Here is a 20816-nt window from a genome sequence, read left to right as displayed (position 1 = left end):
ACCTTCTGGTCGACCTCGACACCCGGCAACGGGGTGACCGACGAACCCGTCGCGATGACGATGTCGCGCGCGGTGACGGTGCGGTCGCCGACCTTGACCGTGGTCGAATCAACGAAACCGGCTCGGCCCTTCAGCCATTCGACCTTGTTCTTCTTGAACAGATATTCGATGCCGCCGGTCAGCCCCTTCACCGCGTCAAGGCGCTGGGCGTGCATCGCGCCGAGATCGAGTTCGGGCGTCACCTTGATGCCCATCTTGGCCATCGCGCCATTGGCGGCCGCGTCGAAATATTCGGACGCGTGCAGCATCGCCTTTGACGGGATGCAGCCGACATTGAGACAGGTGCCGCCCAGCGTCTCGCGCGATTCGGCACATGCGACGCTGAGGCCCAGCTGCGCCGCGCGGATCGCCGCGACATAGCCGCCGGGGCCGGCACCGATCACCAGAACGTCGAAATCATATTCAGCCATGTTCATTCTCCGCCGCGCCGGGTGTCCGGTGCGCCACTTTGTCTCAAAGGTCGATCAGCAGCCGCGTCGGATCCTCGATCGCATTCTTGAGCGCGACGAGGAACGTCACCGCCTCACGACCGTCGATGATGCGGTGGTCATAGCTGAGCGCCAGATACATCATCGGGCGCACCACGACCTGACCGTCGCGCACCACGGGGCGATCCTCGATCCGGTGGAGGCCGAGCACCGCCGACTGGGGCGGGTTGATGATCGGGGTCGACATCAGCGAACCGAACACGCCGCCGTTCGAGATGGTGAAGGTGCCGCCCTTCATCTCGTCCATCTTCAGGCTGCCGTCCTTGGCGCGCTTGCCGAAATCGCCGATCGTCTTTTCGATCTGCGCGACCGACATGCTTTCGGCATTGCGGATCACCGGCACGACCAGGCCCTGCGGTGCCGACACCGCGACGGACACGTCGGCATAATCGTGATAGACGATTTCATCGCCCTGGATCTGCGCGTTGACCGACGGAATGTCGCGCAGCGCTTGGCACGCGGCCTTTACGAAGAAGCCCATGAAGCCCAGCCGGACGCCGTGCTTCTTTTCGAACAGGTCCTTATACTTGGTGCGCGCCTCGATGACGGCGGTCATGTCGACATCGTTGAAGGTGGTGAGCAGCGCGGCGGTGTCCTGCGCTTCCTTCAACCGCTTGGCGATCGTCTGGCGCAGACGCGTCATACGAACGCGTTCCTCGCGGCGATTGTCGCCGGCCGGCGCAGGGGCCGTTGCCGGGGCCGACGCGGCGGGAGCCGGGGCGCTCGACTTGTTCGAGGCGGCAGCGACCACGTCTTCCTTGGTGATGCGGCCGTCCTTGCCGGTGCCCTTGATCGTCGCGGGGTCGAGGCCATGTTCGAGGATCGCGCGGCGCACCGACGGCGACAGCGCGGCGGCGTCGACATTGTCGACAGGTGCGGGGTCGACAGATGCGGGTGCCTGCTGTCCAGCCTCTGCCGGCGCGGGGGTCGGCGTCGATGCCGCCTCCTGCTTGGGCGCGGCGGCGCCGCCGTCGCCCGCATCGATCGTGCCGATCATCGCCCCGACATTGACCGTATCGCCCGGCTGCACGCCATGCGCGCCCATGACGCCGGCGGCGGGGGCGGGCACTTCGACCGACACCTTGTCGGTTTCGAGGCTGGCGACAGGCTCGTCGGCTTCGACGCGGTCGCCGGGCTGCTTGAGCCATTCGCCCAGCGTCGCTTCGGTGATCGATTCGCCCAGCGTGGGGACGAGGATTTCAGTGGCCATGGCTATTTCGTCCTTCGTTCAGGCTTCAATCACGACGCGGCCTTGCCGGTCGGGTTCGTTTCGGTCTGGCGGGTGCGGCGGATTTCCTCGCGGACGCTATGGCCCAGCGCATCGGCGATCAACGCGCCCTGTTCGGCCTGGTGCCGCTTCATCAGGCCCGTGGCGGGCGAGGCGGACGCCGCACGGCCGGCATAACGCGCACGCTTCACTGCCGCGTTGGCGGTGGCCAGCGACTGCTCGATCTCCGGCTCGACAAAGAACCACGAACCGTTGTTCTTCGGTTCTTCCTGCGCCCAGACCACATCCTCCAGCCGGGGCATCCGCGCCAGGCGGACGGCCAGCGGCTCGCCGGGGAAGGGATAGAGCTGTTCGATGCGGATGATCTGCGTTTCGGTATCGCCCGCGGCGTCGCGTGCCTCGATCAGGTCATAGGCGACCTTGCCCGAACACAGCACCACACGCTTTGTATCGGCATCGGCGGCGCCATTGGGGTCCGACAGGATCCGCATAAAATGGCTGTTACCGACGAAATCCTCCGCCTTCGACACCGCCATCTTGTGCCGCAGCAGCGACTTCGGCGTGAACACGACCAGCGGCTTGCGGAAATTGCGGTGCATCTGGCGACGCAGCAGGTGGAAATAATTGGCGGGCGTGGTGCAGTTGGCGACCTGCATATTGTCCTGCGCGCACAATTGCAGGAAGCGTTCCAGGCGTGCCGATGAATGCTCCGGTCCCTGACCCTCATATCCATGCGGCAGCAGCATCACCAGGCCATTGGCGCGCAGCCACTTTGCCTCGCCTGAGGCGATGAACTGGTCGATCATGATCTGCGCGCCGTTGGCGAAGTCGCCGAACTGCGCTTCCCACAGGACCAACGTCTTGGGATCGGCCAGCGCAAACCCGTATTCAAAGCCCAGCACGCCATATTCGGACAAAGGGCTGTCGAGCACTTCGAACCGGCCGTGCGGGATTTCCTGAAGCGGCACGTAACGGCGCTCGTCATTCTGGTCGACCCAGACGGCGTGACGCTGGCTGAACGTGCCACGGCCCGAATCCTGGCCCGACAGGCGAACGCCGTAACCCTCGGACAGCAGCGAGCCATAAGCCAGCGCTTCGCCCGTGGCCCAGTCGAAGCCGGTGCCTGTGCGGAACATCTCCGCCTTTGCATCCAGCACGCGGCCCAGCGTCTTGTGCAACTCGAACCCGTCGGGCCGTTCGGTCAGCGTGCGGCCGAGCGAATCGAACAGCTTCTGCTCGATGCCCGTCTCCACGCCGCGCCGCGACGTTTCTTCATCCACCGGCGCGTGCAGACCCGACCAGCGACCGGCGAACCAGTCGGCCTTGTTCGGCTTGTATCCCTTGGCGGCGTCGAACGCCTCTTCCAGCGTCTGGGTGATCTCGGCGGTCTTGGCCTTGACGAAATCGTCGTCGACCACGCCTTCGGATGTCAGGCGCTGACCATAGACTTCGCTGACCGGCGGATGTTGACGGATCGCCTTGTACATCAGCGGCTGGGTAAAGCTCGGCTCGTCGCCCTCATTATGGCCGAAGCGGCGATAGCACCACATGTCGATGACCACGTCGCGCTTGAACGTCTGGCGGAACTCGGTGGCGACCTTGCAGGCAAAGGTGACGGCTTCGGGATCGTCGCCGTTGACGTGCAGGATCGGGGCCTGAACCCCCTTGGCCACATCCGACGGATAGGGCGAGGAGCGCGCGAATTGCGGGCTGGTAGTGAAGCCGATCTGATTGTTGATGACGAAATGGATGCAGCCGCCGGTGTTGTAACCGCGGATGCCCGAGAAGCCGAGGCATTCCCACACGATGCCCTGGCCCGCAAACGCCGCGTCGCCGTGGATCAGCACCGGCAGCGCCTGTTCGTGCTTTTCCAGATCCTGACGGAAGGTCTGCTGTGCGCGCACCTTGCCCAGCACGACGGGGTTCACCGCCTCCAGATGGCTGGGATTGGCGACCAGTGACATATGAACGTTGATGCCGTCAAATTCACGGTCGGTGGATGTGCCGAGGTGATATTTCACGTCACCCGAACCGCCGATATCGTCCGGGTTGGCCGAACCGCCAGCGAATTCGTGGAAGATGACCTGGAACGGCTTGCCCAGCACATTGGCCAGCACGTTCAAACGGCCGCGATGCGCCATGCCATAGACGATCTCGCGCACGCCCATCTGGCCGCCATATTTGATGACGGCTTCCAGCGCGGGGATCATCGCTTCGCCGCCATCCAGGCCGAAACGCTTGGTGCCGACATATTTGCGGCCCAGGAACTTTTCCCACTGCTCGGCCTCGATCACCTTGGACAGGATCGCCTTCTTGCCCTCGGTGGTGAATTCGATCGCCTTGTCCTGCCCTTCCATGCGCTCCTGCAGGAAGCGACGTTCCTGAACGTCGGCGATGTGCATATATTCGAGGCCGACATTGCCGCAGTAATTCTTCCGCAGCGTGTCGACGACCTGACGGATGGTCGCGGTCTCGAACCCCAGCGCGCCGCCCAGATAGACGGGTCGATCGATCTCGTTGTCCGAAAAGCCGTGATATTCGGTCTTCAGATCCTCGGGCATCTCGCGCTTTGACAGGCCCAGCGGGTCGAGATTGGCGGCCAGATGCCCGCGCACGCGATAGGTGCGGATCAGCATCATCGCGCGGATCGAATCCTGCGCCGCGCGCTGGATGTCGGCGGTGGAGGCGGCGGGGGCGGGCGCTTTGGGCGCGGCATCGCCCTTGCCGCCCTTGGCCGGCTTTGGCGCCGGCTCCATCTGGGTCGGGTCCATCGCCGCGGTCAGCGCGTCGGTGTCCTTGAGCGGCCAGTTGGCGCGCGCCCAGCTCGGCCCGGTCACGGTGTTCTCCAGCCCTTCGAAAAAGGCGCGCCAGCCCGCCTCGACCGAACCGGCATCCGCCTTGAACCGGGCGTAGAGCGAATCGATGAACGCGGGGCTGACGCCACCGGCGATATCGGAGAAATCCTGACCTTCGTAACCCATTGCACACCTCGTCCCCGCGCGGTGATGGCGGGGCTGTTCAGCAGCCAGCGTTGGCACGCGGCCGGTTGCCGCACCCGACGACATGTCGGGCGCGGCGGATAAGGATCAACCCTTGAGCACGTCGACCAGCGTTTCACCCAGCAGGCTGGGCGAGGGGCTGACGCGGATGCCGGCGGCTTCCATCGCCGCGATCTTGTCCTCGGCGCCGCCCTGGCCGCCCGATACGATCGCGCCGGCATGGCCCATGCGACGGCCCGGAGGCGCCGTGCGGCCCGCGATGAAGCCGACCATCGGCTTCTTGCGGCCACGCTTTGCTTCGTCCTGGAGGAACTGCGCGGCCTCTTCCTCAGCCGAACCGCCAATCTCGCCGATCATGATGATCGATTCGGTCGCGTCGTCGGCCAGGAACAGCTCCAGCACGTCGATGAAGTTGGTGCCGTTGACCGGATCGCCGCCGATGCCGACGGCCGTGGTCTGGCCCAGGCCCGCATTGGTCGTCTGGAACACCGCCTCATAGGTCAGCGTGCCCGAACGCGACACGACGCCGACCGAACCCTTGGAAAAGATCGAGCCGGGCATGATGCCGATCTTGCACTCGCCGGGGGTCAGCACGCCGGGGCAGTTCGGGCCGATCAGCCGCGACTTGGAACCCGACAGCGCGCGCTTGACCTTGACCATGTCCAGCACCGGAATGCCTTCGGTGATCGCGACGATCAGCGGCACCTGCGCGTCGATCGCCTCAAGGATCGAGTCCGCGGCGAAGGCGGGGGGCACATAGACGACGCTGGCGGTCGCGCCGGTCGTGTCAACCGCTTCGGCAACGGTGTTGAACACCGGCAGGCCGATATGGGTCGAGCCGCCCTTGCCGGGCGTCACGCCGCCGACCATCGCCGTGCCATAGGCAAGCGCCTGTTCGGTGTGGAAGGTGCCGGTCGCGCCGGTCATGCCCTGGACGATGACCTTGGTGTTCTTGTCGACGAGGATGCTCATCGGATTTCCCTGAATTGGCGGCCGGACGGCCCGGATAGGATGGCGCGGCCCCGGCGCGGTGCCCGGGACCGGGCGGGATCAGTTCAGCGAGCTGTCGATGCCCTTGCAGGCGACCAGCAGTTCCTTGACGGCAGCGACCGAGGTTTCGAAATTGGCCTTGGCCTCTTCCTTCAGCTCGATCTCGACAATGCGCTCGACGCCGTTCGCGCCGATGACGATCGGCACGCCGACATACAGGTCGTCGACGCCATATTGGCCGGTCAGATGCGCGGCGCACGGCAGCAGGCGCTTCTTGTCCTTGAGATAGCTCTCGGCCATCGCGATTGCCGAGGTGGCGGGCGCGTAATAGGCCGAGCCGGTCTTGAGCAGGCCGACGATCTCGCCACCGCCCGAACGGGTGCGCTGGACGATCGCGTCGATCCGCTCCTGCGTCGACCAGCCCATCTTGATGAGGTCGGGGATGGGGATACCCGCGACGGTCGAATATTCGACCACCGGCACCATCGTGTCGCCATGGCCTCCCAGCACGAAGGCGGTCACGTCCTCGACCGAGACGTTGAATTCTTCGGCCAGGAAATGGCGGAAGCGCGCCGAATCAAGCACGCCGGCCATGCCGACGACCTTGTTATGCGGCAGGCCCGAAAACTCGCGCAGCGCCCACACCATCGCGTCGAGCGGGTTGGTGATGCAGATCACGAAGGCGTCGGGGGCGTTCGCGGCGATACCCTCGCCCACGGCCTTCATCACCTTGAGGTTGATGCCGAGCAGGTCGTCGCGGCTCATGCCCGGCTTGCGCGGCACGCCGGCGGTGACGATCACCACATCGGCGCCGGCAATGTCCTCATAGCTGTTCGCGCCCTTGAGATTGGCGTCAAAACCCTCGACCGGACCTGACTGGGCGAGGTCGAGCGCCTTGCCCTGGGGCATACCCTCGGCAATGTCGAACAGGACGACGTCGCCCAGTTCCTTCATTGCGGCGAGATGGGCGAGCGTGCCGCCGATCATGCCGGCGCCGATCAGCGCGATCTTCTTGCGAGCCATGGGTCCTCCCTAGTCGGATGCCGGGCGGGCACGCGGCAAGGCGCCCCGCGAAACGCAGGCGACTTAAGCCTTTTGGGAAAGGCGGGCAACCGCCAATCGACCGGCTCGATCAATTATCTTTGCGAGTGTTTCGCAAGTGCATTAAGGGGAAAGCGCCAACCTTGCAGCGGCCTCGACCGCCGTGTCGTCAGGCTGCACGCCAGTGTAAAGGACGAACTGTTCACGGCCTTGCAGCACCAATACCGCATCGCCGGAAATGATCCGTCGGCCCGCCGCGCGCGCTGCCCGGATCAGCGGCGTTTCGACCGGAATGGCGACGACATCGAACACGATGTCGGCTTCTTCCACCGCCTCGATCGGGAAGGAGAGGGCCTCTGCCTCCGACCCGCCGGCCATGCCGACCGGGGTAGCGTTGACGATCATGCCGCAACCGACCGGCGGCTCTGCGGCGTGCGCCAGCCCGAGCCGTTCCGCCAGCGCCGTCCGCCTGTCGACATTGCGCGCGACGATGGTGCCGCCGGCATAGCCATGGTCGATCAGCGCCGATGCCACCGCCTTGGCCATGCCGCCTGCGCCCGCCAGCGCCCAGCGGATATCGGTCGGCACCCGGTGGCGTCGCATCAGCGCGATGACCGCGAGATAGTCGGTGTTGTAGCCGGTCAGGCGGCCGTCATCATTGACGATGGTGTTGACCGCGCCGATCGACGCGGCCGATGGATCGAGCGCGTCGATCAGCGGGATTACCGCTTCCTTGAACGGCATCGACACCGCGCAGCCGCGAATGCCCAGCGCCCGGATGCCGCGCACGGCGCCTTCGATATCCTGGGTCGCGAAGGCCTTGTAGACATAATCGAGGCCCAGCGTCTCATACAGGTGGTTCTGGAACCGGGTGCCGAAATTGCCGGGGCGGCCCGATAGCGACATGCACAATTTCGTGTCGCGGTTGATGCGTGCGGTCATCCCTGTTCCCCCTCGCCGTGGCCCAGCGCCAGATAATCGTCGGAACGCATTTCATTCAGGCGGCTGACGGTGCGCTCGAACTCGAACGCGCCATCGCCCTTTTCATACAAGGTCTCGGGCGTCGCGTCGGCAGCGGCCAGCAGCTTGACCTTGTGTTCATACAGCGCGTCGATCAGCGTGACGAAGCGGGCGGCTTCGTTGCGGTTGTCGGGACCCAGCCGGGGGATGCCGACGATGATGACGGTGTGGAAACGCCGCGCGACCGCCAGATAATCGGCGCTGCCCCGCGCTTCGCCGCACAGCCGCCTGAAGCTGAACACGGCCACGCCCTTAAGGCATTTGGGCACATGCAGCGTGCGCCCGCCGACATCCATGTCGCATGACGGAACGTGCTCGCGATCCTCGACGGGATAATCGGTCAGCCGGAAGAACGCGTCGGACAGCTTGGCCGTCGCTTCCTCGCCATTGGGCACCAGCCAGGTTTCCATGCTGCCCAGCCGGTCGCGCCGGTAATCGACCGGCCCGTTCAGCGCCACCACATCCATGCGTTCGCGGATCGTTGCGATGAAGGGAAGGAAATGTTCGCGGTTCAGGCCGTCCTTATACAGATCCTCCGGCACGCGGTTCGACGTGGCGACGACGGTCAGCCCCTGTTCGAGCATTGCGGTGAACAGCCGAGACAGGATCATCGCGTCGGCGGAATTGTTGATGACCATCTCGTCAAAGGCCAGCAGCCGCGCTTCGCCCACCATCGCCGCCGCAACCGGGGGGATGGGGTCGCCGCGTTCATGGTCGCGCTCCGCACGCAGCCGTTGATGAACTTCGATCATGAACGCATGGAAATGGACGCGGCGCTTGGCGGCGACAGGAACATGATCGAAGAACAGGTCCATCAGCATGGATTTTCCGCGCCCCACGCCGCCCCACATATAGATGCCGCGCGGCGCTTGGGTCGTGCGGCCGAACAGCCTTGAGAGCAGCCCGCCTTTGGGCGCGGCGACCAGTTCGGCGGCCAGCGCGTCGAGCCGCTGCGCGGCTGCGCGCTGATCGGGGTCGGCGCGAAGCTCCCCATTGGCGATCAGCGTCTCATAGGCTTTCAGAACATCGGTCATGCGTTGCGGCTCCCCGCCTTGCGCGCCGTCGCGGTGAAGCTGGCACAGGTTGTGCCGTGCTGCACGACCAGCCCGCGCACGAAGAACAGCCGCCCGGTTTCGCGCAGCAGCTCAACCTCCGCCTCGATCGGGTGCGCGGCGTCGGCCCCGGCAATGAACTGCGCCGACAGGTCGACGGTCGAGGCGCCTGCTTCATCCATGATGCCCAGTGCACGCGCGGCGGCAAAGACGGCGACATCCATGAAGCCCAGCAGCGCGCCGCCATGAACGTGATCGCGGATGTTGGCGTGAATGCGCTGCGGCACCATCCGCACACGCGCCGCCCGCTCACCCTCCGCACGGACCGACAGCGGTGCCAGAAAAGCATTGTAGCGGGTCGGATCGGTCAGTTCCCAGCGGTGCCAGCCGGGCAGTTCGGGATCGTCAATGAAGCGAAAGGGCGGCGTGGCTTCCAAGCGGCAATATCCGGGGTCCGGGCCTGTCGATCGGCCCGCCCCGGCGCGGGATTGGAAAAAGGACCGAACGGATCAGACGATCCGTTCGACCTCCATCTTCTTGATCTCGGCAATCGCCTTGGCCGGGTTCAGGCCCTTGGGGCAGACATTGGCGCAGTTCATGATCGTGTGGCAGCGATACAGGCGGAACGGGTCCTCCAGATCGTCCAGGCGCTCACCTGTCATCTCGTCGCGGCTGTCGGCCAGCCAGCGATAGGCCTGGAGCAGGATGGCGGGGCCGAGGAACTTGTCCGAATTCCACCAATAGCTGGGGCACGACGTTGAACAGCAGGCGCACAGGATGCACTCATACAGGCCGTCCAGCTTGGCCCGGTCCTCCGGCGACTGGAGCCGTTCCTTGCCCGCGGGCGGCGGGGTGACGGTCTGCAGCCACGGCTTGATCGAGGCATATTGCGCGTAGAAATGGGTGAAATCGGGAACCAGGTCCTTGATGACATCCATATGCGGCAACGGCGTGATTCGGATATCGCCCTTGATATCCTCGATCGCGGTGGTGCAGGCCAGACCGTTCTTGCCCGCGATGTTCATCGAACACGACCCGCAGATGCCCTCCCGGCACGACCGGCGGAAGGTGAGCGAGGGGTCCTGTTCGGACTTCATCTTGATGAGCGCGTCGAGCACCATCGGGCCGCAATCGTCGAGGTCGATCTCGAACGTGTCGTAACGCGGGTTCTGACCCGAATCAGGGTCGTAGCGATAGACCTTGAACCGTTTCACGCGGCCCGCGCCCTGCGGAGCGGCATGGACATTGCCCTCCTTCTTGATGACGCTGTTCTTGGGCAGTGTGAAGGTGGCCATGATCCGTCTCTTGTGTTTGCTGCGTCCGAAGTAGCGCGCGGCGCGCGCGCTTCAAGACGATGCTTCCCGATGACAGGAGCGGTGCTGCAATGCAACCCGGACCGAAGGCCGGGTCAGCGCCGCACGTCGCGCCCCCCTTCGAGGAAAGCGTCGATGTCGGCGCGGCGAAACAGGCTGGCGTCACCCGGCAGCGAATGTTTCAGGCACGCCAGCGCCAGCCCCGCTTCCACCGTCGCCTGGCCCGACAGGCCGTCATGGATGCCGTGCAGAATACCGGTCGCGAACGCATCGCCGCCGCCGATCCGGTCGACAATGCCCGACACCGCGACTTCCTCGGTCTGGAACGACGCGTCGCGCAGGTCGAGCCGCGCCGACAGGCGGTGGTGGTCGGCATCGTCGACATGTCGCGCGGTCGATGCGATGCGGGTCAGGCCGGGGAATGCATCGAACGCCGCTTGCGCCGCTTCGCGCCGCCGTTCCGGCCCGTCGCCCGAAAATTCGCGGCCCAGCAACAGCGCCATGTCACGGTGGTTGCCGAAAAACAGGTCGGCCAGCCCGACCAGGTCCGTCAGGACCGTGCGCGGATCGCTGTCCCACGCTTCCCAAAGCCGCGCGCGGTAATTGCCGTCGAACGAGACGGGCACGCCCAGTTCGCGCGCGGCGCGCGCGGCGGCGATGGCGGCTTGCGCGGTGTTCGCACCCAGTGCGGGGGTGATGCCCGACAGGTGCAGCCGCGCCGCGCCCGCCAGCGCCGCATTCCAGTCGATCGCATCGGGTGCGGCCAGCGCAAAGGCCGATCCCGCCCGGTCATAAACGATGTCGCTGGCGCGCAGCCCGGCACCCGGCGCCAGGAAATACAGGCCCATCCGCCCGACACCCGTCCGCACGCGCGAACAATCGACGCCCTGCGCGCGCACCGCCGCCACCGCGCCACGCCCCAGCGGATTGTCGGGCACGATGCTGACCATGCGCGTCGGGTGGTCGAGGCAGGACAGCCCGACCGCGACGTTTGCCTCTGCCCCGCCGACCACCACGTCCAGCCGGTGCGACTGCATCAGCAATTCACGCCCCGGCGCGCTGAGCCGCAGCAGCAATTCGCCGAAACAGACGATGGGTCCGGTGGACATGATCGGTATCCTTTCTGCGCTTCCCTGAACATGCGGGGGGCGGGGCGGCAAGGGCTAGTCGGTTGCCAGCGCTGGCACAAGGCGGTAACCGGGCCAGTGAAGGGACGGAGAATGTCCCGCATGACCTGAATGGGGAGGACCAATGCGCCCGCTCAAGCTCGACGCCGACCGCCTGTTTCCGGCCGACGCGCGCAGCCGCGACATCGCTCGCGCGCTGTATGCCGAAATTGCCGCGCTGCCGATCGTCAGCCCGCATGGCCACACCGACCCCGCCTGGTTCGCCACCGACGCGCCGTTCGCCAACGCGACCGAATTGCTGCTGTCGCCCGACCATTATCTGTTCCGTATGCTCTATTCACAGGGCGTGGCGCTGGCCGATCTGGGCGTGCCCGACCGCAGCGGCCCGCCCGCGACCGATCCGCGCGCGGCATGGCGGACCTTTGCCGCCAATTACCATCTGTTTCGCGGCACGCCGTCGCGCATGTGGCTGGACCATGTGTTCGCCGAGGTGTTCGGGTTCGAGGTCGCGCTGACCCCCGACAGCGCCGACCAGTATTTCGACGCGATCGGGGAAGCGCTGGCGACGCCGGGCTTTCGCCCGCGCGCGCTGTTCGAACGCTTCAACATCGAACTGCTCGCCACGACCGAGGGGGCGGACGACCCGCTTGAGCATCACAAGTCGATCCGGGCATCGGGCTGGGGCGGGCGCGTCGTCACCACCTATCGCCCCGATTCGGTCATCGATGTCGAGCATGAGGCGTTTCACCCGGCGCTGGAGCGCTTTGCTGAACTGACGGAGGAGGATGTGACGCGCTGGGACGGCTATCTCGCCGCGCATCGCCGCCGCCGCGCCGATTTCCGCGCGCTGGGCGCGACCGCGACCGACCATGGCTTTGCCACCGCGCGCACCGCCAACCTGTCGCGCGCGGAGTGTGAGGCGCTGTTCGACCGCGTGATCGCCGGCCGTGCCGATGCGAGCGACGCCGAGCTGTTCCGCGCGCAGATGCTGACCGAAATGGCGAAGATGAGCGTCGAGGACGGGATGGTGATGCAGATCCATCCCGGCTCGTTCCGCAACCACAATGCCGCGTTGTTCGCCAGCCATGGCCGCGACAAGGGCGCCGACATCCCGATGCGCGTCGATTATGTCTCGGCGCTGAAGCCGATGCTCGACGTGGTGGGGGGCGAGCGCGACCTGACCATCATCCTGTTCACGCTGGACGAGTCGACCTATGCCCGCGAACTGGCGCCGCTGGCGGGTCATTATCCGTGCCTGCGCCTTGGCCCGGCATGGTGGTTCCACGACAGTCCGGAAGGGATGCGCCGTTTTCGCGAGATGACGACCGAGACGGCGGGTTTCTACAACACGGTCGGCTTCAACGACGATACGCGCGCCTTCCTGTCGATCCCCGCGCGCCACGATGTCGCGCGCCGCGTTGATTGCGCGTTCCTGGCGCGGCTGGTCGCCGAAGGGCGGCTTGAGGATTGGGAGGCCGCCGAACTGGCGCACGAACTGACCGTCGGTCTGGTCCGCCGCGCATACAAGCTGGGAGCGCCCGCATGAGCCGCCTGTCGAACGCGACGCTCGCCGATCTGCCCCAAGGTGTCGGGCGCCCCGATTATGACCGCGACGCAATGCGGATCGGCGTCGTGCATTTCGGTCCCGGCGCGTTCCACCGCGCGCATCAGGCGCCGGTATACGACGCGCTGAATGCCGTTGACGCGCGCTGGGGCATCATCGGCGTCAGCCTGAATTCGCGGGGCGTCGCCGATGCGCTGAACCCGCAGGACGGGCTTTACGCGCTGGCGCTGCTCGATGCAGAGCCTGAGACGCGCGTGATCGGTTCGATCGCCCGCGTGCTGACCGCCGATCAGCGGGATGCGATTCTGGATGCCGTCGCCGCGCCCGATACCCGGATCGTCAGCGCGACCGTGACCGAGAAGGGCTATTGCCTGTCCGGCGATGGGTCGCTCGACATGGATCACCCGGCGGTCGCGCACGACCTGGCGGGCGACGGCGCGCCGCGATCCTTTGTGGCCTGGCTGGTCGCGGGACTGGCCGAACGACGGCGGCGCGGGGCGGGCGGGCTAACCATCATGTCATGCGACAATCTGTCGGACAATGGCCGCAAGCTTGGCGCGGCGACGGTCGCGTTTGCCCGCGCGCGCGACAAGGACTTGGCCGACTGGATCGAGCGCGAGGTGCGCTTTCCCAACGCCATGGTCGATTCGATCACCCCCGCCACCGACGATGCGGTGCGCGCGTCGGTCGATGTCACGCTGGGCGTGACCGATGCCTGGCCGATCCAGCGCGAGCGGTTCACCCAGTGGGTGGTGGAGGATGATTTCGCCCCCGGCGAGCGCCCCGACCTGGCCGCCGCCGGCGTCACGCTGACCGACGATGTGCGCGGTTACGAACATGCCAAGCTGCGGCTGCTGAACGGCGCGCATTCGACGCTCGCCTATCTGGGCGTCGCGCTGGGTCATGAAACGGTGGCAGACGCGATGGACGACGCGCGGCTGGCGCGCTTTGTCGAGCAGTTGATGCGCGAGGACATCGCCCCGTCCTTGAACCCGCCCGCCGCGCTGGACCTGAACGGCTATATCGACGCGATCCTGCGCCGTTTCGGCAATCGCGCCATCGCGCATCGGCTGATCCAGATCGCCGCCGACGGGTCGCAGAAGCTGCCCTATCGCATTCTCGACACCGTGCGCGACGCGCGAGCGGCGGGGCGGCCGGTCGATCGGCTGGCGGTGCCGATCGCGGCGTGGCTGCGCTTTCTGGAGCGCGACCATCCGGGCCTGGCGGACCCGATGGCCGACCGGCTGCGCGGGCGGCCCTGGCGTGAAAATCTGGCGGTCGAAGCGGTGTTCGGCGACTTGTCGCAGGACGCGGTGTTCGTCGATGCCCTGGCGCGCGCCCATGCCGCATTGGGCGATCCGGCGGGCTTCGCCTGACGCTTCAGGCCGCTGGCCCGGTCGATTCGCCGATCGACAGGGCCAGCGTCGCCGTCACATCGCTGGCCTCGGCCCGGCTTTCCAGCCGGTCGATCAACTGGTGCGCGGCGCGCTCGGCCATGTCGGCCAGCGGGCGGGCCACGGTGGTCAGCGCAGGGGTCAGCATCGTCGCCAGCGCGCTGCCGTCGAACCCGGCGACCGACAGCGCACCCGGCACCGACAGGCCCATGCGCGCCGCGACCTTGAGCACCCCGGCCGCCATCACGTCGTTCGACGCAAAGATCGCGGTCGGGCGCGGCTGGCCCGCCAGCAATCGCTCCGCCGCCGCGACCCCCGATGCAAAGCCATAATCGCCGCCCGCGACCATGGCAGGGTCGAACGGCGCGCCAGCCTGCGCCAGCGCCCCGGCAAAGCCCGCGCGCCGCTCCTCCGCCGATAACATGCCTGCCGGGCCGGTAATCATCGCGATCCGGCGATGGCCCAGCGACAGCAGGTGCCGCGCCATATCGGCGGCGCTTTCCCGCTCGTTCGATACCAGCATGGCGGGATAGCCGGGGATGCGCGCCGCGGCAAAGGCGATGCTCGGCATCGTCAGCGCGGCCGCCAGTCCCGGCGTTTCGCACACCGGCGGCAACAGGATGATGCCGTCGACGCGGGAACGCCGGGCAAAGGCCGTTACATCCTCGATCACCGGCGCGCCGGTGCCGTGCGCGGGATGCACGACCATTTCATAGCCGCGCGCGACGCACGCCGCGACGATGCCGCGCTGCACGGCGTCCAGCACCAGTGCGTTGGGATCGTCGTGCACCAGTCCGATCAGGAACGACCGCCCCGTCGCCAGCGCTCGCGCGCGCAGCGACGGCACGAAACCCAGCGTGTCGATCACCCGCTCAACCGTGTTGCGAGTGGTGGCATTGACCTTTGGCGAGCGGTTGAGGACGCGCGACACGGTGCGGATGGAGACACCCGCACGCGCCGCGACATCGTGGATCGTCGGTGTTTCCCCGCCCATCCGCCGGGGCTAGCGCGCGGGACGCATGATGAGAAGGGCGCTTACGCCGCTGACTGGTCGATCCCCAGTTCGCCCAGCTTGCGATACAGCGTCGATCGCCCGATCCCCAATCGCCGCGCGACTTCGGTCATGCGGCCGCGATAATGGCCGATCGCCAGGCGGATCACGTCGGCCTCGATCTCCTCGAGCGCGCGCAGGTTGCCGTCGGGCCGGAACAATGTGACGCCGCCCGACGGGGTGGGACCATGCGCGGTCGAATGGCCGGTCGCGGCCATGTTGGCGATCTGCGGGAAATCGGCGCGGGTCAGTGCGTCGCCGTCGCACAGCACGGCGGCGCGAAACAGCGCGTTCTGCAACTGGCGGACATTGCCCGGCCAGTCATAACTGCCCAACAGCGCCAGCGCCTCGTCGGTGATGCCCATCGGGCGCAGGCCCGGTTGTTCGGCGATACGGGCGAGCAGATGGCGGGCCAGCGGCGCGACATCGCCGGGGCGGTCGCGCAGCGGCGGGATCGTCACCTGAACGACATTCAGGCGATAGAACAGGTCCTCACGGAACCGGCCTGCCTCGATTTCGGTGCTCAGCGTCTTGTTGGTCGCGGCGACGACGCGAACGTCGACCTCGCGGATGTGGCGCGCACCCAGTGGCTGGACCTCGCCCGACTGGAGCACGCGCAGCAGCTTGACCTGCGCCTCCAGCGGCATTTCGCCGATCTCGTCGAGAAAAAGCGTGCCGCCGTCGGCTTCCTGGAAACGGCCGATCTTGCGTTCGAACGCGCCGGTGAACGCGCCCTTTTCATGGCCGAACAGTTCCGATTCGACCAGGTTGGCGGGGATCGCGCCGCAATTGACGCGGACCAGCGGCTTTTTTGCGCGCGGCGATGCGGCGTGGATGGCTTCTGCCACGACTTCCTTGCCGACGCCGCTTTCACCCTCGATCAGCACGGGAATGCGTGCGCGCGCCGCCTTGGCCGCGATTGCCAGCGCGGCGCGAAACCGGGGGGCGGAGCCGACGATCTCGTCAAAGGCCAGCGGCATCGACAGTTTTTCGGTCAGCGGCCGCAACTCGCCCGCCGCCTTGCCCGCGACGGCGGCTTCCAGCGCGGTGAGCAGGCGTTCGGCGGCGACCGGCTTGACCAGGAAATCGGTCGCACCGGCACGCATCGCGTCGACGGCGCTGGCGACCGATTCATTTGCAGTCAGCATCAGGATGGGTAGGGACGGGCGATTGCGCCGCAATTCCGCGATCAGCCCGGCCGCGTCGGCATCGGGCGCCCAACTGTCGAGGATGATGGCGTCCAGCCCCATGCCGTCCTGCGTGCCCAGCGTCGCCAGTGCGGTTTCATGATCGCCGGCGAAGATCGTCCGCCAGCCGCGTCGCGCGGTGATGGCGGCGACCAGCCGGCGCTGGGCCGGTTCGTCGTCGATCAGCATCAACAGGCGCTGTCCATTGCGTGTCATTGCGCGCGTTCTGTCCCTTATGTCCCGTCCTTGGACACATGCTGTAATCATCAACCGTAAAGCGCGGCTTAAGCCGCCAATGTTTCGCGGCTCTTGCGGATTGGCCACGGCGCTGGCTAAGGTCGCGGGCAGAACAGATTTTGGGGAATGACATGGCCGAGCATATCGACACGCCGTTGCGGTCGGACACCTATGCGGGTTTCATGCGGATGGTGAAGGTCGGGTCGATCATCGTGGCGCTGTTGGCCGCGGTCGTCATTGCCCTGATCGCCAGCTGACGACATGAAGATCGCCGCCCTGCGTGAAACCGTAAATGGTGAGCGCCGGGTGGCGATCACGCCGGAAACCGCACGCAAGTTTATCGCCCTCGGTGCCACCGTCGCGGTGGAGCGGGGGGCGGGCGCGCAGGCGGGCGTTGCCGATGACGCGCTGGTTCAGGCGGGCGCCACCGTCGGCGACCGGGCATCGGTTCTGGCCGATGCCGATATCGTGCTGGGCGTGCAGGGACCGGACCCCGACATGCTGACCGGCTTCAAACCCGGCGCGTGGCTGGTCGCGGGCCTCAATCCCTTTGGCGAGCGCGCGCGCGTCGACCGCTATGCCGCGCTGGGGGTGGAGGCGCTGGCGATGGAGCTGATGCCGCGCATCACGCGCGCGCAGTCGATGGACATATTGTCCTCTCAATCCAACCTGTCGGGATACAAGGCGGTGCTGGACGCCGCCGCCGAATATGGCCGCGCCTTTCCCATGATGATGACGGCGGCGGGCACGGTGTCCGCCGCGCGCCTGTTCGTGATGGGCGTTGGCGTCGCGGGGCTTCAGGCGATCGCCACCGCTCGGCGGCTGGGGGCGCAGGTTTCCGCTACCGATGTCCGCGCCGCGACGAAGGAACAGATCCTGTCGCTGGGTGCCAAGCCGATCTTTGTCGAGGCGGTGCAGGGTGTCGAAGGCGAGGGCAGCGGCGGATACGCCACTGAAATGTCCGACGAATACAAGGCGGCGCAGGCCGAACTCGTCTCCGCCCATATCGCCAAACAGGACATCGTCATCACCACCGCGCTGATCCCCGGCCGCGCTGCGCCGCGCCTGATAACCGACGCACAGGTGGCGTCGATGAAGCCTGGCAGCGTCATCGTCGATCTGGCGGTGGAGCAGGGCGGCAATGTCGAGGGCGCGGTGGCGGGCGAAGTGGTGGAACGGCACGGCGTCAGGATCGTCGGCCATCGCAACGTGCCCAGCCGGCTGGCGGCTGATACCTCCGCGCTGTTTGCGCGCAACCTGTTCAATTTCCTGTCGGCGTTCTGGGACAAGGATGCGGGCCGCCCCGTCCTGCCCGACGGTGACGAAATCGGCGACGCGATCCGCCTGACACGCGGCGGACAGGTGGTGCACCCCCGGTTGACGAGTGCTGCCTGATGGGGCTGTTCAACGCCACCCAGACCGACCCGGCCACCGTCGCGCGCGATTACGCGCCCGTGCTGATCGAGGGCGAGCGCGTGCTGATCGCGTTCAAGACGATCCGCGACCTCGTGTTCCTGACCAATTACCGGCTGTGCACCGTCAATGTGCAGGGCCTGACCGGTCGCAAGGTCGAGATCGAGAGCATTCCCTATAAATCCATCACCCGCTGGTCGATCGAGCGGGCGGGGACGTTCGACATGGACGCTGACCTGACCGTGTGGGTCTCCGGCGCCGAACAGCCGCTGGAGGTCAAGGTATCGGCCAGCGCCAATATCGTCGGCGTGCAGCAGGTGCTGGCGCATCACATCCTGGGCGGAGGGCGTTAGATGGACTTCATCTCGATCCTGTCGATCTTCGTGCTGGCGTGCTTCGTCGGCTATTATGTCGTCTGGTCGGTCACGCCCGCGCTGCACACGCCGCTGATGGCCGTGACCAACGCCATTTCGTCGGTCATCATCGTCGGCGCGCTGGTCGCCGCCGCCGCTGCCGCCGGGTTTGCGGTGTCGAAGTGGCTGGGGCTGCTGGGCGTGGTGCTGGCCAGCATCAACATATTCGGCGGCTTTGCCGTCACCCAGCGGATGCTGGCGATGTACAAGAAAAAGGAACGACCGGCAGCACCGGCGAAGCACTGACAGACAGGGGTTGGGGATGGAGCACGTAACCGCAGGCAATTCGTTCGCGGCGCTCGCCTATCTGGTGGCGGGCGTGTGCTTCATCCTGGCGCTGCGCGGGCTGTCGTCGCCGACGACCAGCCAGCAGGGCAACCGTTTCGGCATGATCGGCATGGCGATTGCCGTGGTGACGACGCTGCTGACGCACTTGCCGATGCAGGCGGTCGGGCTGGTGCTGGAAGGTCCGCAGGGCATGGTTGCCGCGACGGGGCCGGTGCTGGCGCGGATCGACATGGTGGCGATGCTGGAAATCCTCGCCGCCATTGGCATAGGCGCGGTGATCGGCATCGTCACCGCGCGGCGCATCGCGATGACGGCGATGCCGCAGCTTGTCGCCGCTTTCCACAGCCTCGTCGGCCTTGCCGCCGTGCTGGTCGCGTGTGCGGCCTATCTCAACCCGATGGCGTTCGGCATTGCCGACATGGTCATCCCGATGATCGGGGAGCCGTTCGCCTTCATAAACCCCGTCAGCCGGGTCGAAATGGCGCTGGGTGCGGCGATCGGTGCGATCACCTTTTCCGGCTCGGTTATCGCGTTCCTCAAACTGAACGGCAACATGTCGGGCAAGCCGATCCTGCTGCCCGCGCGCCATGCGATCAACCTGGCGCTGATCGCCACCATCCTGCTGCTGGTCGCGCAGTTCGCGCATCAGCAGGATGCGTGGCCGTTCTGGACGCTCCTGGTGCTGAGCTTTGTCATCGGTTTCCTTCTGATCGTGCCGATCGGCGGGGCGGACATGCCGGTCGTGGTGTCGATGCTGAACAGCTATTCGGGCTGGGCGGCGGCGGCGATGGGGTTCACGCTGCACAACAGCGCGATGATTATCACCGGCGCGCTGGTGGGGTCGTCGGGCGCGATCCTGTCCTACATCATGTGCCGCGCGATGAACCGCAGCTTCATCAGTGTGATCGCGGGCGGCTTCGGCGCGAGCGACGCGGGGGGCAGCGGCGGCGCGGCGGCCCCCGACCGGCCGTGGAAGCGCGGCAGTGCCGAGGATGCGGCCTTCCTGATGAGCCAAGCCGAACAGGTCATCATCGTCCCCGGATACGGCATGGCCGTGGCCCAGGCCCAGCATGTGCTGCGCGAAATGGCCGACAAGCTGAAGGAACACGGCGTCCGCGTGAAATACGCGATCCACCCGGTCGCTGGCCGGATGCCGGGCCATATGAACGTGCTGCTGGCCGAAGCGAACGTCCCCTATGACGAGGTGTTCGAGCTGGAGGACATCAATTCCGAGTTCTCGCAGACCGATATCGCCTTCGTCATTGGCGCGAACGACGTGACCAACCCGGCGGCCAAGACCGACAAATCCTCCCCCATCTACGGTATGCCCGTGCTGGACGTGGAAAAGGCCAAGACGGTGTTGTTCATCAAGCGATCGATGGGCGGCGTCGGCTATGCCGGCGTCGACAACGAGGTCTTCTACCGCGACAACACGATGATGCTGCTGGCCGACGCCAAGAAGATGGTCGAGGAAATCGTCAAGGCGCTGGATTGAGGGACGCACGTCACCTCGGACTTGTTCCGGGGTCCACCACCGGGCCGGAAAAGCCCGGCAGCGGTTTGAACCCTGGTCCGACCGCCAGATCGTGCCAGTCCGGGTTGTTCCGCTCGATCAGATTGCGTTTCCAATCCCGGCGCCATCGCTTCACCCGCTTTTCGTGCGCGATCGCGGTCTCCATCGTTTCGGTCGTCTCGAACCAGACCAGCCGCTTGACGCCGTAGCGCCGCGTAAAGCCGTCAAACGCTTCGGTACGGTGCTGCGCGATCCGGGCCATCAGGTCGGATGTGACCCCGACATACAGAGTGCCGTTTGGCGCGCTGGCCAGAATATAGATGCAGGGCGTGCGTCCTCTCATGCCATACGAGGCTTGGCGCACGGTGGACCCCGGAACAAGTCCGGGGTGACTCGAGGGTTACGTTACGCGATTTGACGCCACCCCCCTTTTGCCCG

Annotated in this window: 20 protein-coding genes; 7 read left to right on the top strand and 13 right to left on the bottom strand. The window is 66.4% G+C overall.

Annotated features, from left to right (window positions below; translation table 11 throughout):
• From VL973_RS03285 to VL973_RS03240, 10 genes are all read right to left on the bottom strand, one after another.
• Positions 1 to 470 (bottom strand): FAD-dependent oxidoreductase (locus VL973_RS03285; protein WP_325282601.1); only part of this gene is annotated, 470 nt, incomplete at its 3' end.
• Positions 471 to 513: 43 nt separating this feature from the next.
• Positions 514 to 1758, bottom strand: coding sequence for a 2-oxoglutarate dehydrogenase complex dihydrolipoyllysine-residue succinyltransferase (gene odhB, locus VL973_RS03280; protein WP_325282600.1), 1245 nt, complete (start codon positions 1756 to 1758; stop codon positions 514 to 516).
• Between the two features lie 29 nt (positions 1759 to 1787).
• Positions 1788 to 4757: a 2-oxoglutarate dehydrogenase E1 component gene (locus VL973_RS03275; RefSeq protein WP_325282599.1), complete on the bottom strand. Its 2970-nt coding sequence runs from the start codon at positions 4755 to 4757 to the stop codon at positions 1788 to 1790.
• Positions 4758 to 4862: 105 nt separating this feature from the next.
• Positions 4863 to 5747, bottom strand: a complete 885-nt coding sequence (gene sucD, locus VL973_RS03270; RefSeq protein ID WP_325282598.1) for a succinate--CoA ligase subunit alpha — start codon at positions 5745 to 5747, stop codon at positions 4863 to 4865.
• Between the two features lie 78 nt (positions 5748 to 5825).
• The gene (gene mdh, locus VL973_RS03265) at positions 5826 to 6788 is read right to left on the bottom strand and encodes a malate dehydrogenase (protein ID WP_325282597.1); all 963 of its coding nucleotides are present in this window, start codon (positions 6786 to 6788) and stop codon (positions 5826 to 5828) included.
• 141 nt (positions 6789 to 6929) lie between these two features.
• The gene (locus VL973_RS03260; protein WP_325282596.1) at positions 6930 to 7748 is read right to left on the bottom strand and encodes a shikimate 5-dehydrogenase; all 819 of its coding nucleotides are present in this window, start codon (positions 7746 to 7748) and stop codon (positions 6930 to 6932) included.
• Complete coding sequence (gene zapE, locus VL973_RS03255; protein ID WP_325282595.1) at positions 7745 to 8860, bottom strand: cell division protein ZapE; 1116 nt, start codon at positions 8858 to 8860, stop codon at positions 7745 to 7747. The genes VL973_RS03260 and zapE overlap by 4 nt, the downstream gene beginning before the upstream one ends.
• The gene (locus VL973_RS03250; protein WP_325282594.1) at positions 8857 to 9315 is read right to left on the bottom strand and encodes a PaaI family thioesterase; all 459 of its coding nucleotides are present in this window, start codon (positions 9313 to 9315) and stop codon (positions 8857 to 8859) included. The genes zapE and VL973_RS03250 overlap by 4 nt, the downstream gene beginning before the upstream one ends.
• Before the next feature lie 72 nt (positions 9316 to 9387).
• Positions 9388 to 10173 (bottom strand): succinate dehydrogenase iron-sulfur subunit, encoded by a 786-nt coding sequence (locus tag VL973_RS03245; protein ID WP_325282593.1) that lies wholly within the window; start codon positions 10171 to 10173, stop codon positions 9388 to 9390.
• Between the two features lie 113 nt (positions 10174 to 10286).
• Positions 10287 to 11300 carry a sugar kinase gene (locus tag VL973_RS03240; protein WP_325282592.1) on the bottom strand — a complete coding sequence of 338 codons (1014 nt, stop codon included), beginning with the start codon at positions 11298 to 11300 and terminating at the stop codon, positions 10287 to 10289.
• 142 nt (positions 11301 to 11442) lie between these two features.
• Between VL973_RS03240 and uxaC the strand changes: the two genes are divergently transcribed.
• Both uxaC and VL973_RS03230 read left to right on the top strand, forming a co-directional pair.
• Entirely contained in the window at positions 11443 to 12864 is a 1422-nt protein-coding gene (gene uxaC / locus VL973_RS03235; protein ID WP_325282591.1) for a glucuronate isomerase, read from the top strand.
• Entirely contained in the window at positions 12861 to 14258 is a 1398-nt protein-coding gene (locus VL973_RS03230) for a mannitol dehydrogenase family protein (protein ID WP_325282590.1), read from the top strand. The genes uxaC and VL973_RS03230 overlap by 4 nt, the downstream gene beginning before the upstream one ends.
• Positions 14259 to 14262: 4 nt before the next feature.
• Here the strand turns inward: VL973_RS03230 and VL973_RS03225 are convergent, their stop codons facing one another.
• Together VL973_RS03225 and VL973_RS03220 are read right to left on the bottom strand one after the other, a co-directional pair.
• Positions 14263 to 15270 carry a LacI family DNA-binding transcriptional regulator gene (locus VL973_RS03225; RefSeq protein WP_325282589.1) on the bottom strand — a complete coding sequence of 336 codons (1008 nt, stop codon included), beginning with the start codon at positions 15268 to 15270 and terminating at the stop codon, positions 14263 to 14265.
• 41 nt (positions 15271 to 15311) lie between these two features.
• Positions 15312 to 16730: a sigma-54-dependent transcriptional regulator gene (locus tag VL973_RS03220; RefSeq protein WP_325282588.1), complete on the bottom strand. Its 1419-nt coding sequence runs from the start codon at positions 16728 to 16730 to the stop codon at positions 15312 to 15314.
• A 152-nt stretch (positions 16731 to 16882) separates the two neighbouring features.
• Between VL973_RS03220 and VL973_RS03215 the strand changes: the two genes are divergently transcribed.
• From VL973_RS03215 to VL973_RS03195, 5 genes are read left to right on the top strand one after another with little or no spacing between them, the layout of a single operon-like run.
• The gene (locus VL973_RS03215; protein ID WP_325282587.1) at positions 16883 to 17008 is read left to right on the top strand and encodes an aa3-type cytochrome c oxidase subunit IV; all 126 of its coding nucleotides are present in this window, start codon (positions 16883 to 16885) and stop codon (positions 17006 to 17008) included.
• Between the two features lie 4 nt (positions 17009 to 17012).
• A complete protein-coding gene (locus VL973_RS03210) occupies positions 17013 to 18146 on the top strand; it encodes an NAD(P) transhydrogenase subunit alpha (RefSeq protein WP_325282586.1) in 1134 nt (377 codons plus the stop codon).
• A complete protein-coding gene (locus VL973_RS03205) occupies positions 18146 to 18517 on the top strand; it encodes a PH domain-containing protein (RefSeq protein ID WP_325282585.1) in 372 nt (123 codons plus the stop codon). The genes VL973_RS03210 and VL973_RS03205 overlap by 1 nt, the downstream gene beginning before the upstream one ends.
• Positions 18518 to 18823, top strand: a complete 306-nt coding sequence (locus VL973_RS03200) for an NAD(P) transhydrogenase subunit alpha part 2 (RefSeq protein WP_325282584.1) — start codon at positions 18518 to 18520, stop codon at positions 18821 to 18823.
• Positions 18824 to 18839: 16 nt separating this feature from the next.
• On the top strand, positions 18840 to 20360 hold the full coding sequence (locus VL973_RS03195) for an NAD(P)(+) transhydrogenase (Re/Si-specific) subunit beta (protein ID WP_325282583.1): 1521 nt from the start codon (positions 18840 to 18842) through the stop codon (positions 20358 to 20360).
• Positions 20361 to 20370: 10 nt separating this feature from the next.
• Here VL973_RS03195 and VL973_RS03190 read toward each other — a convergent pair whose 3' ends face one another.
• On the bottom strand, positions 20371 to 20721 hold the full coding sequence (locus tag VL973_RS03190) for a GIY-YIG nuclease family protein (RefSeq protein WP_325282582.1): 351 nt from the start codon (positions 20719 to 20721) through the stop codon (positions 20371 to 20373).
• Positions 20722 to 20816 lie beyond the last annotated feature (95 nt).

Origin of the sequence: Sphingomonas sp., from assembly GCF_035490575.1 — a bacterium.
Taxonomy (GTDB): Bacteria; Pseudomonadota; Alphaproteobacteria; order Sphingomonadales; family Sphingomonadaceae; genus Sphingomonas.
The sequence above is the reverse complement of the archived record's forward strand: the minus strand, read 5'-3'. Positions and strand labels throughout refer to the sequence as shown.

Bases quoted from the DNA above. Each gene is read 5' to 3' on its own strand.
- odhB (WP_325282600.1), bottom strand. From the start codon at position 1,758: ATGGCCACTGAAATCCTCGTCCCCACGCTGGGCGAATCGATCACCGAA.
- VL973_RS03275 (WP_325282599.1), bottom strand. From the start codon at position 4,757: ATGGGTTACGAAGGTCAGGATTTCTCCGATATCGCCGGTGGCGTCAGC.
- sucD (WP_325282598.1), bottom strand. From the start codon at position 5,747: ATGAGCATCCTCGTCGACAAGAACACCAAGGTCATCGTCCAGGGCATG.
- mdh (WP_325282597.1), bottom strand. From the start codon at position 6,788: ATGGCTCGCAAGAAGATCGCGCTGATCGGCGCCGGCATGATCGGCGGC.
- VL973_RS03260 (WP_325282596.1), bottom strand. From the start codon at position 7,748: ATGACCGCACGCATCAACCGCGACACGAAATTGTGCATGTCGCTATCG.
- zapE (WP_325282595.1), bottom strand. From the start codon at position 8,860: ATGACCGATGTTCTGAAAGCCTATGAGACGCTGATCGCCAATGGGGAG.
- VL973_RS03245 (WP_325282593.1), bottom strand. From the start codon at position 10,173: ATGGCCACCTTCACACTGCCCAAGAACAGCGTCATCAAGAAGGAGGGC.
- VL973_RS03240 (WP_325282592.1), bottom strand. From the start codon at position 11,300: ATGTCCACCGGACCCATCGTCTGTTTCGGCGAATTGCTGCTGCGGCTC.
- uxaC (WP_325282591.1), top strand. From the start codon at position 11,443: ATGCGCCCGCTCAAGCTCGACGCCGACCGCCTGTTTCCGGCCGACGCG.
- VL973_RS03230 (WP_325282590.1), top strand. From the start codon at position 12,861: ATGAGCCGCCTGTCGAACGCGACGCTCGCCGATCTGCCCCAAGGTGTC.
- VL973_RS03225 (WP_325282589.1), bottom strand. From the start codon at position 15,270: ATGGGCGGGGAAACACCGACGATCCACGATGTCGCGGCGCGTGCGGGT.
- VL973_RS03220 (WP_325282588.1), bottom strand. From the start codon at position 16,730: ATGACACGCAATGGACAGCGCCTGTTGATGCTGATCGACGACGAACCG.
- VL973_RS03215 (WP_325282587.1), top strand. From the start codon at position 16,883: ATGGCCGAGCATATCGACACGCCGTTGCGGTCGGACACCTATGCGGGT.
- VL973_RS03210 (WP_325282586.1), top strand. From the start codon at position 17,013: ATGAAGATCGCCGCCCTGCGTGAAACCGTAAATGGTGAGCGCCGGGTG.
- VL973_RS03205 (WP_325282585.1), top strand. From the start codon at position 18,146: ATGGGGCTGTTCAACGCCACCCAGACCGACCCGGCCACCGTCGCGCGC.
- VL973_RS03200 (WP_325282584.1), top strand. From the start codon at position 18,518: ATGGACTTCATCTCGATCCTGTCGATCTTCGTGCTGGCGTGCTTCGTC.
- VL973_RS03195 (WP_325282583.1), top strand. From the start codon at position 18,840: ATGGAGCACGTAACCGCAGGCAATTCGTTCGCGGCGCTCGCCTATCTG.
- VL973_RS03190 (WP_325282582.1), bottom strand. From the start codon at position 20,721: ATGAGAGGACGCACGCCCTGCATCTATATTCTGGCCAGCGCGCCAAAC.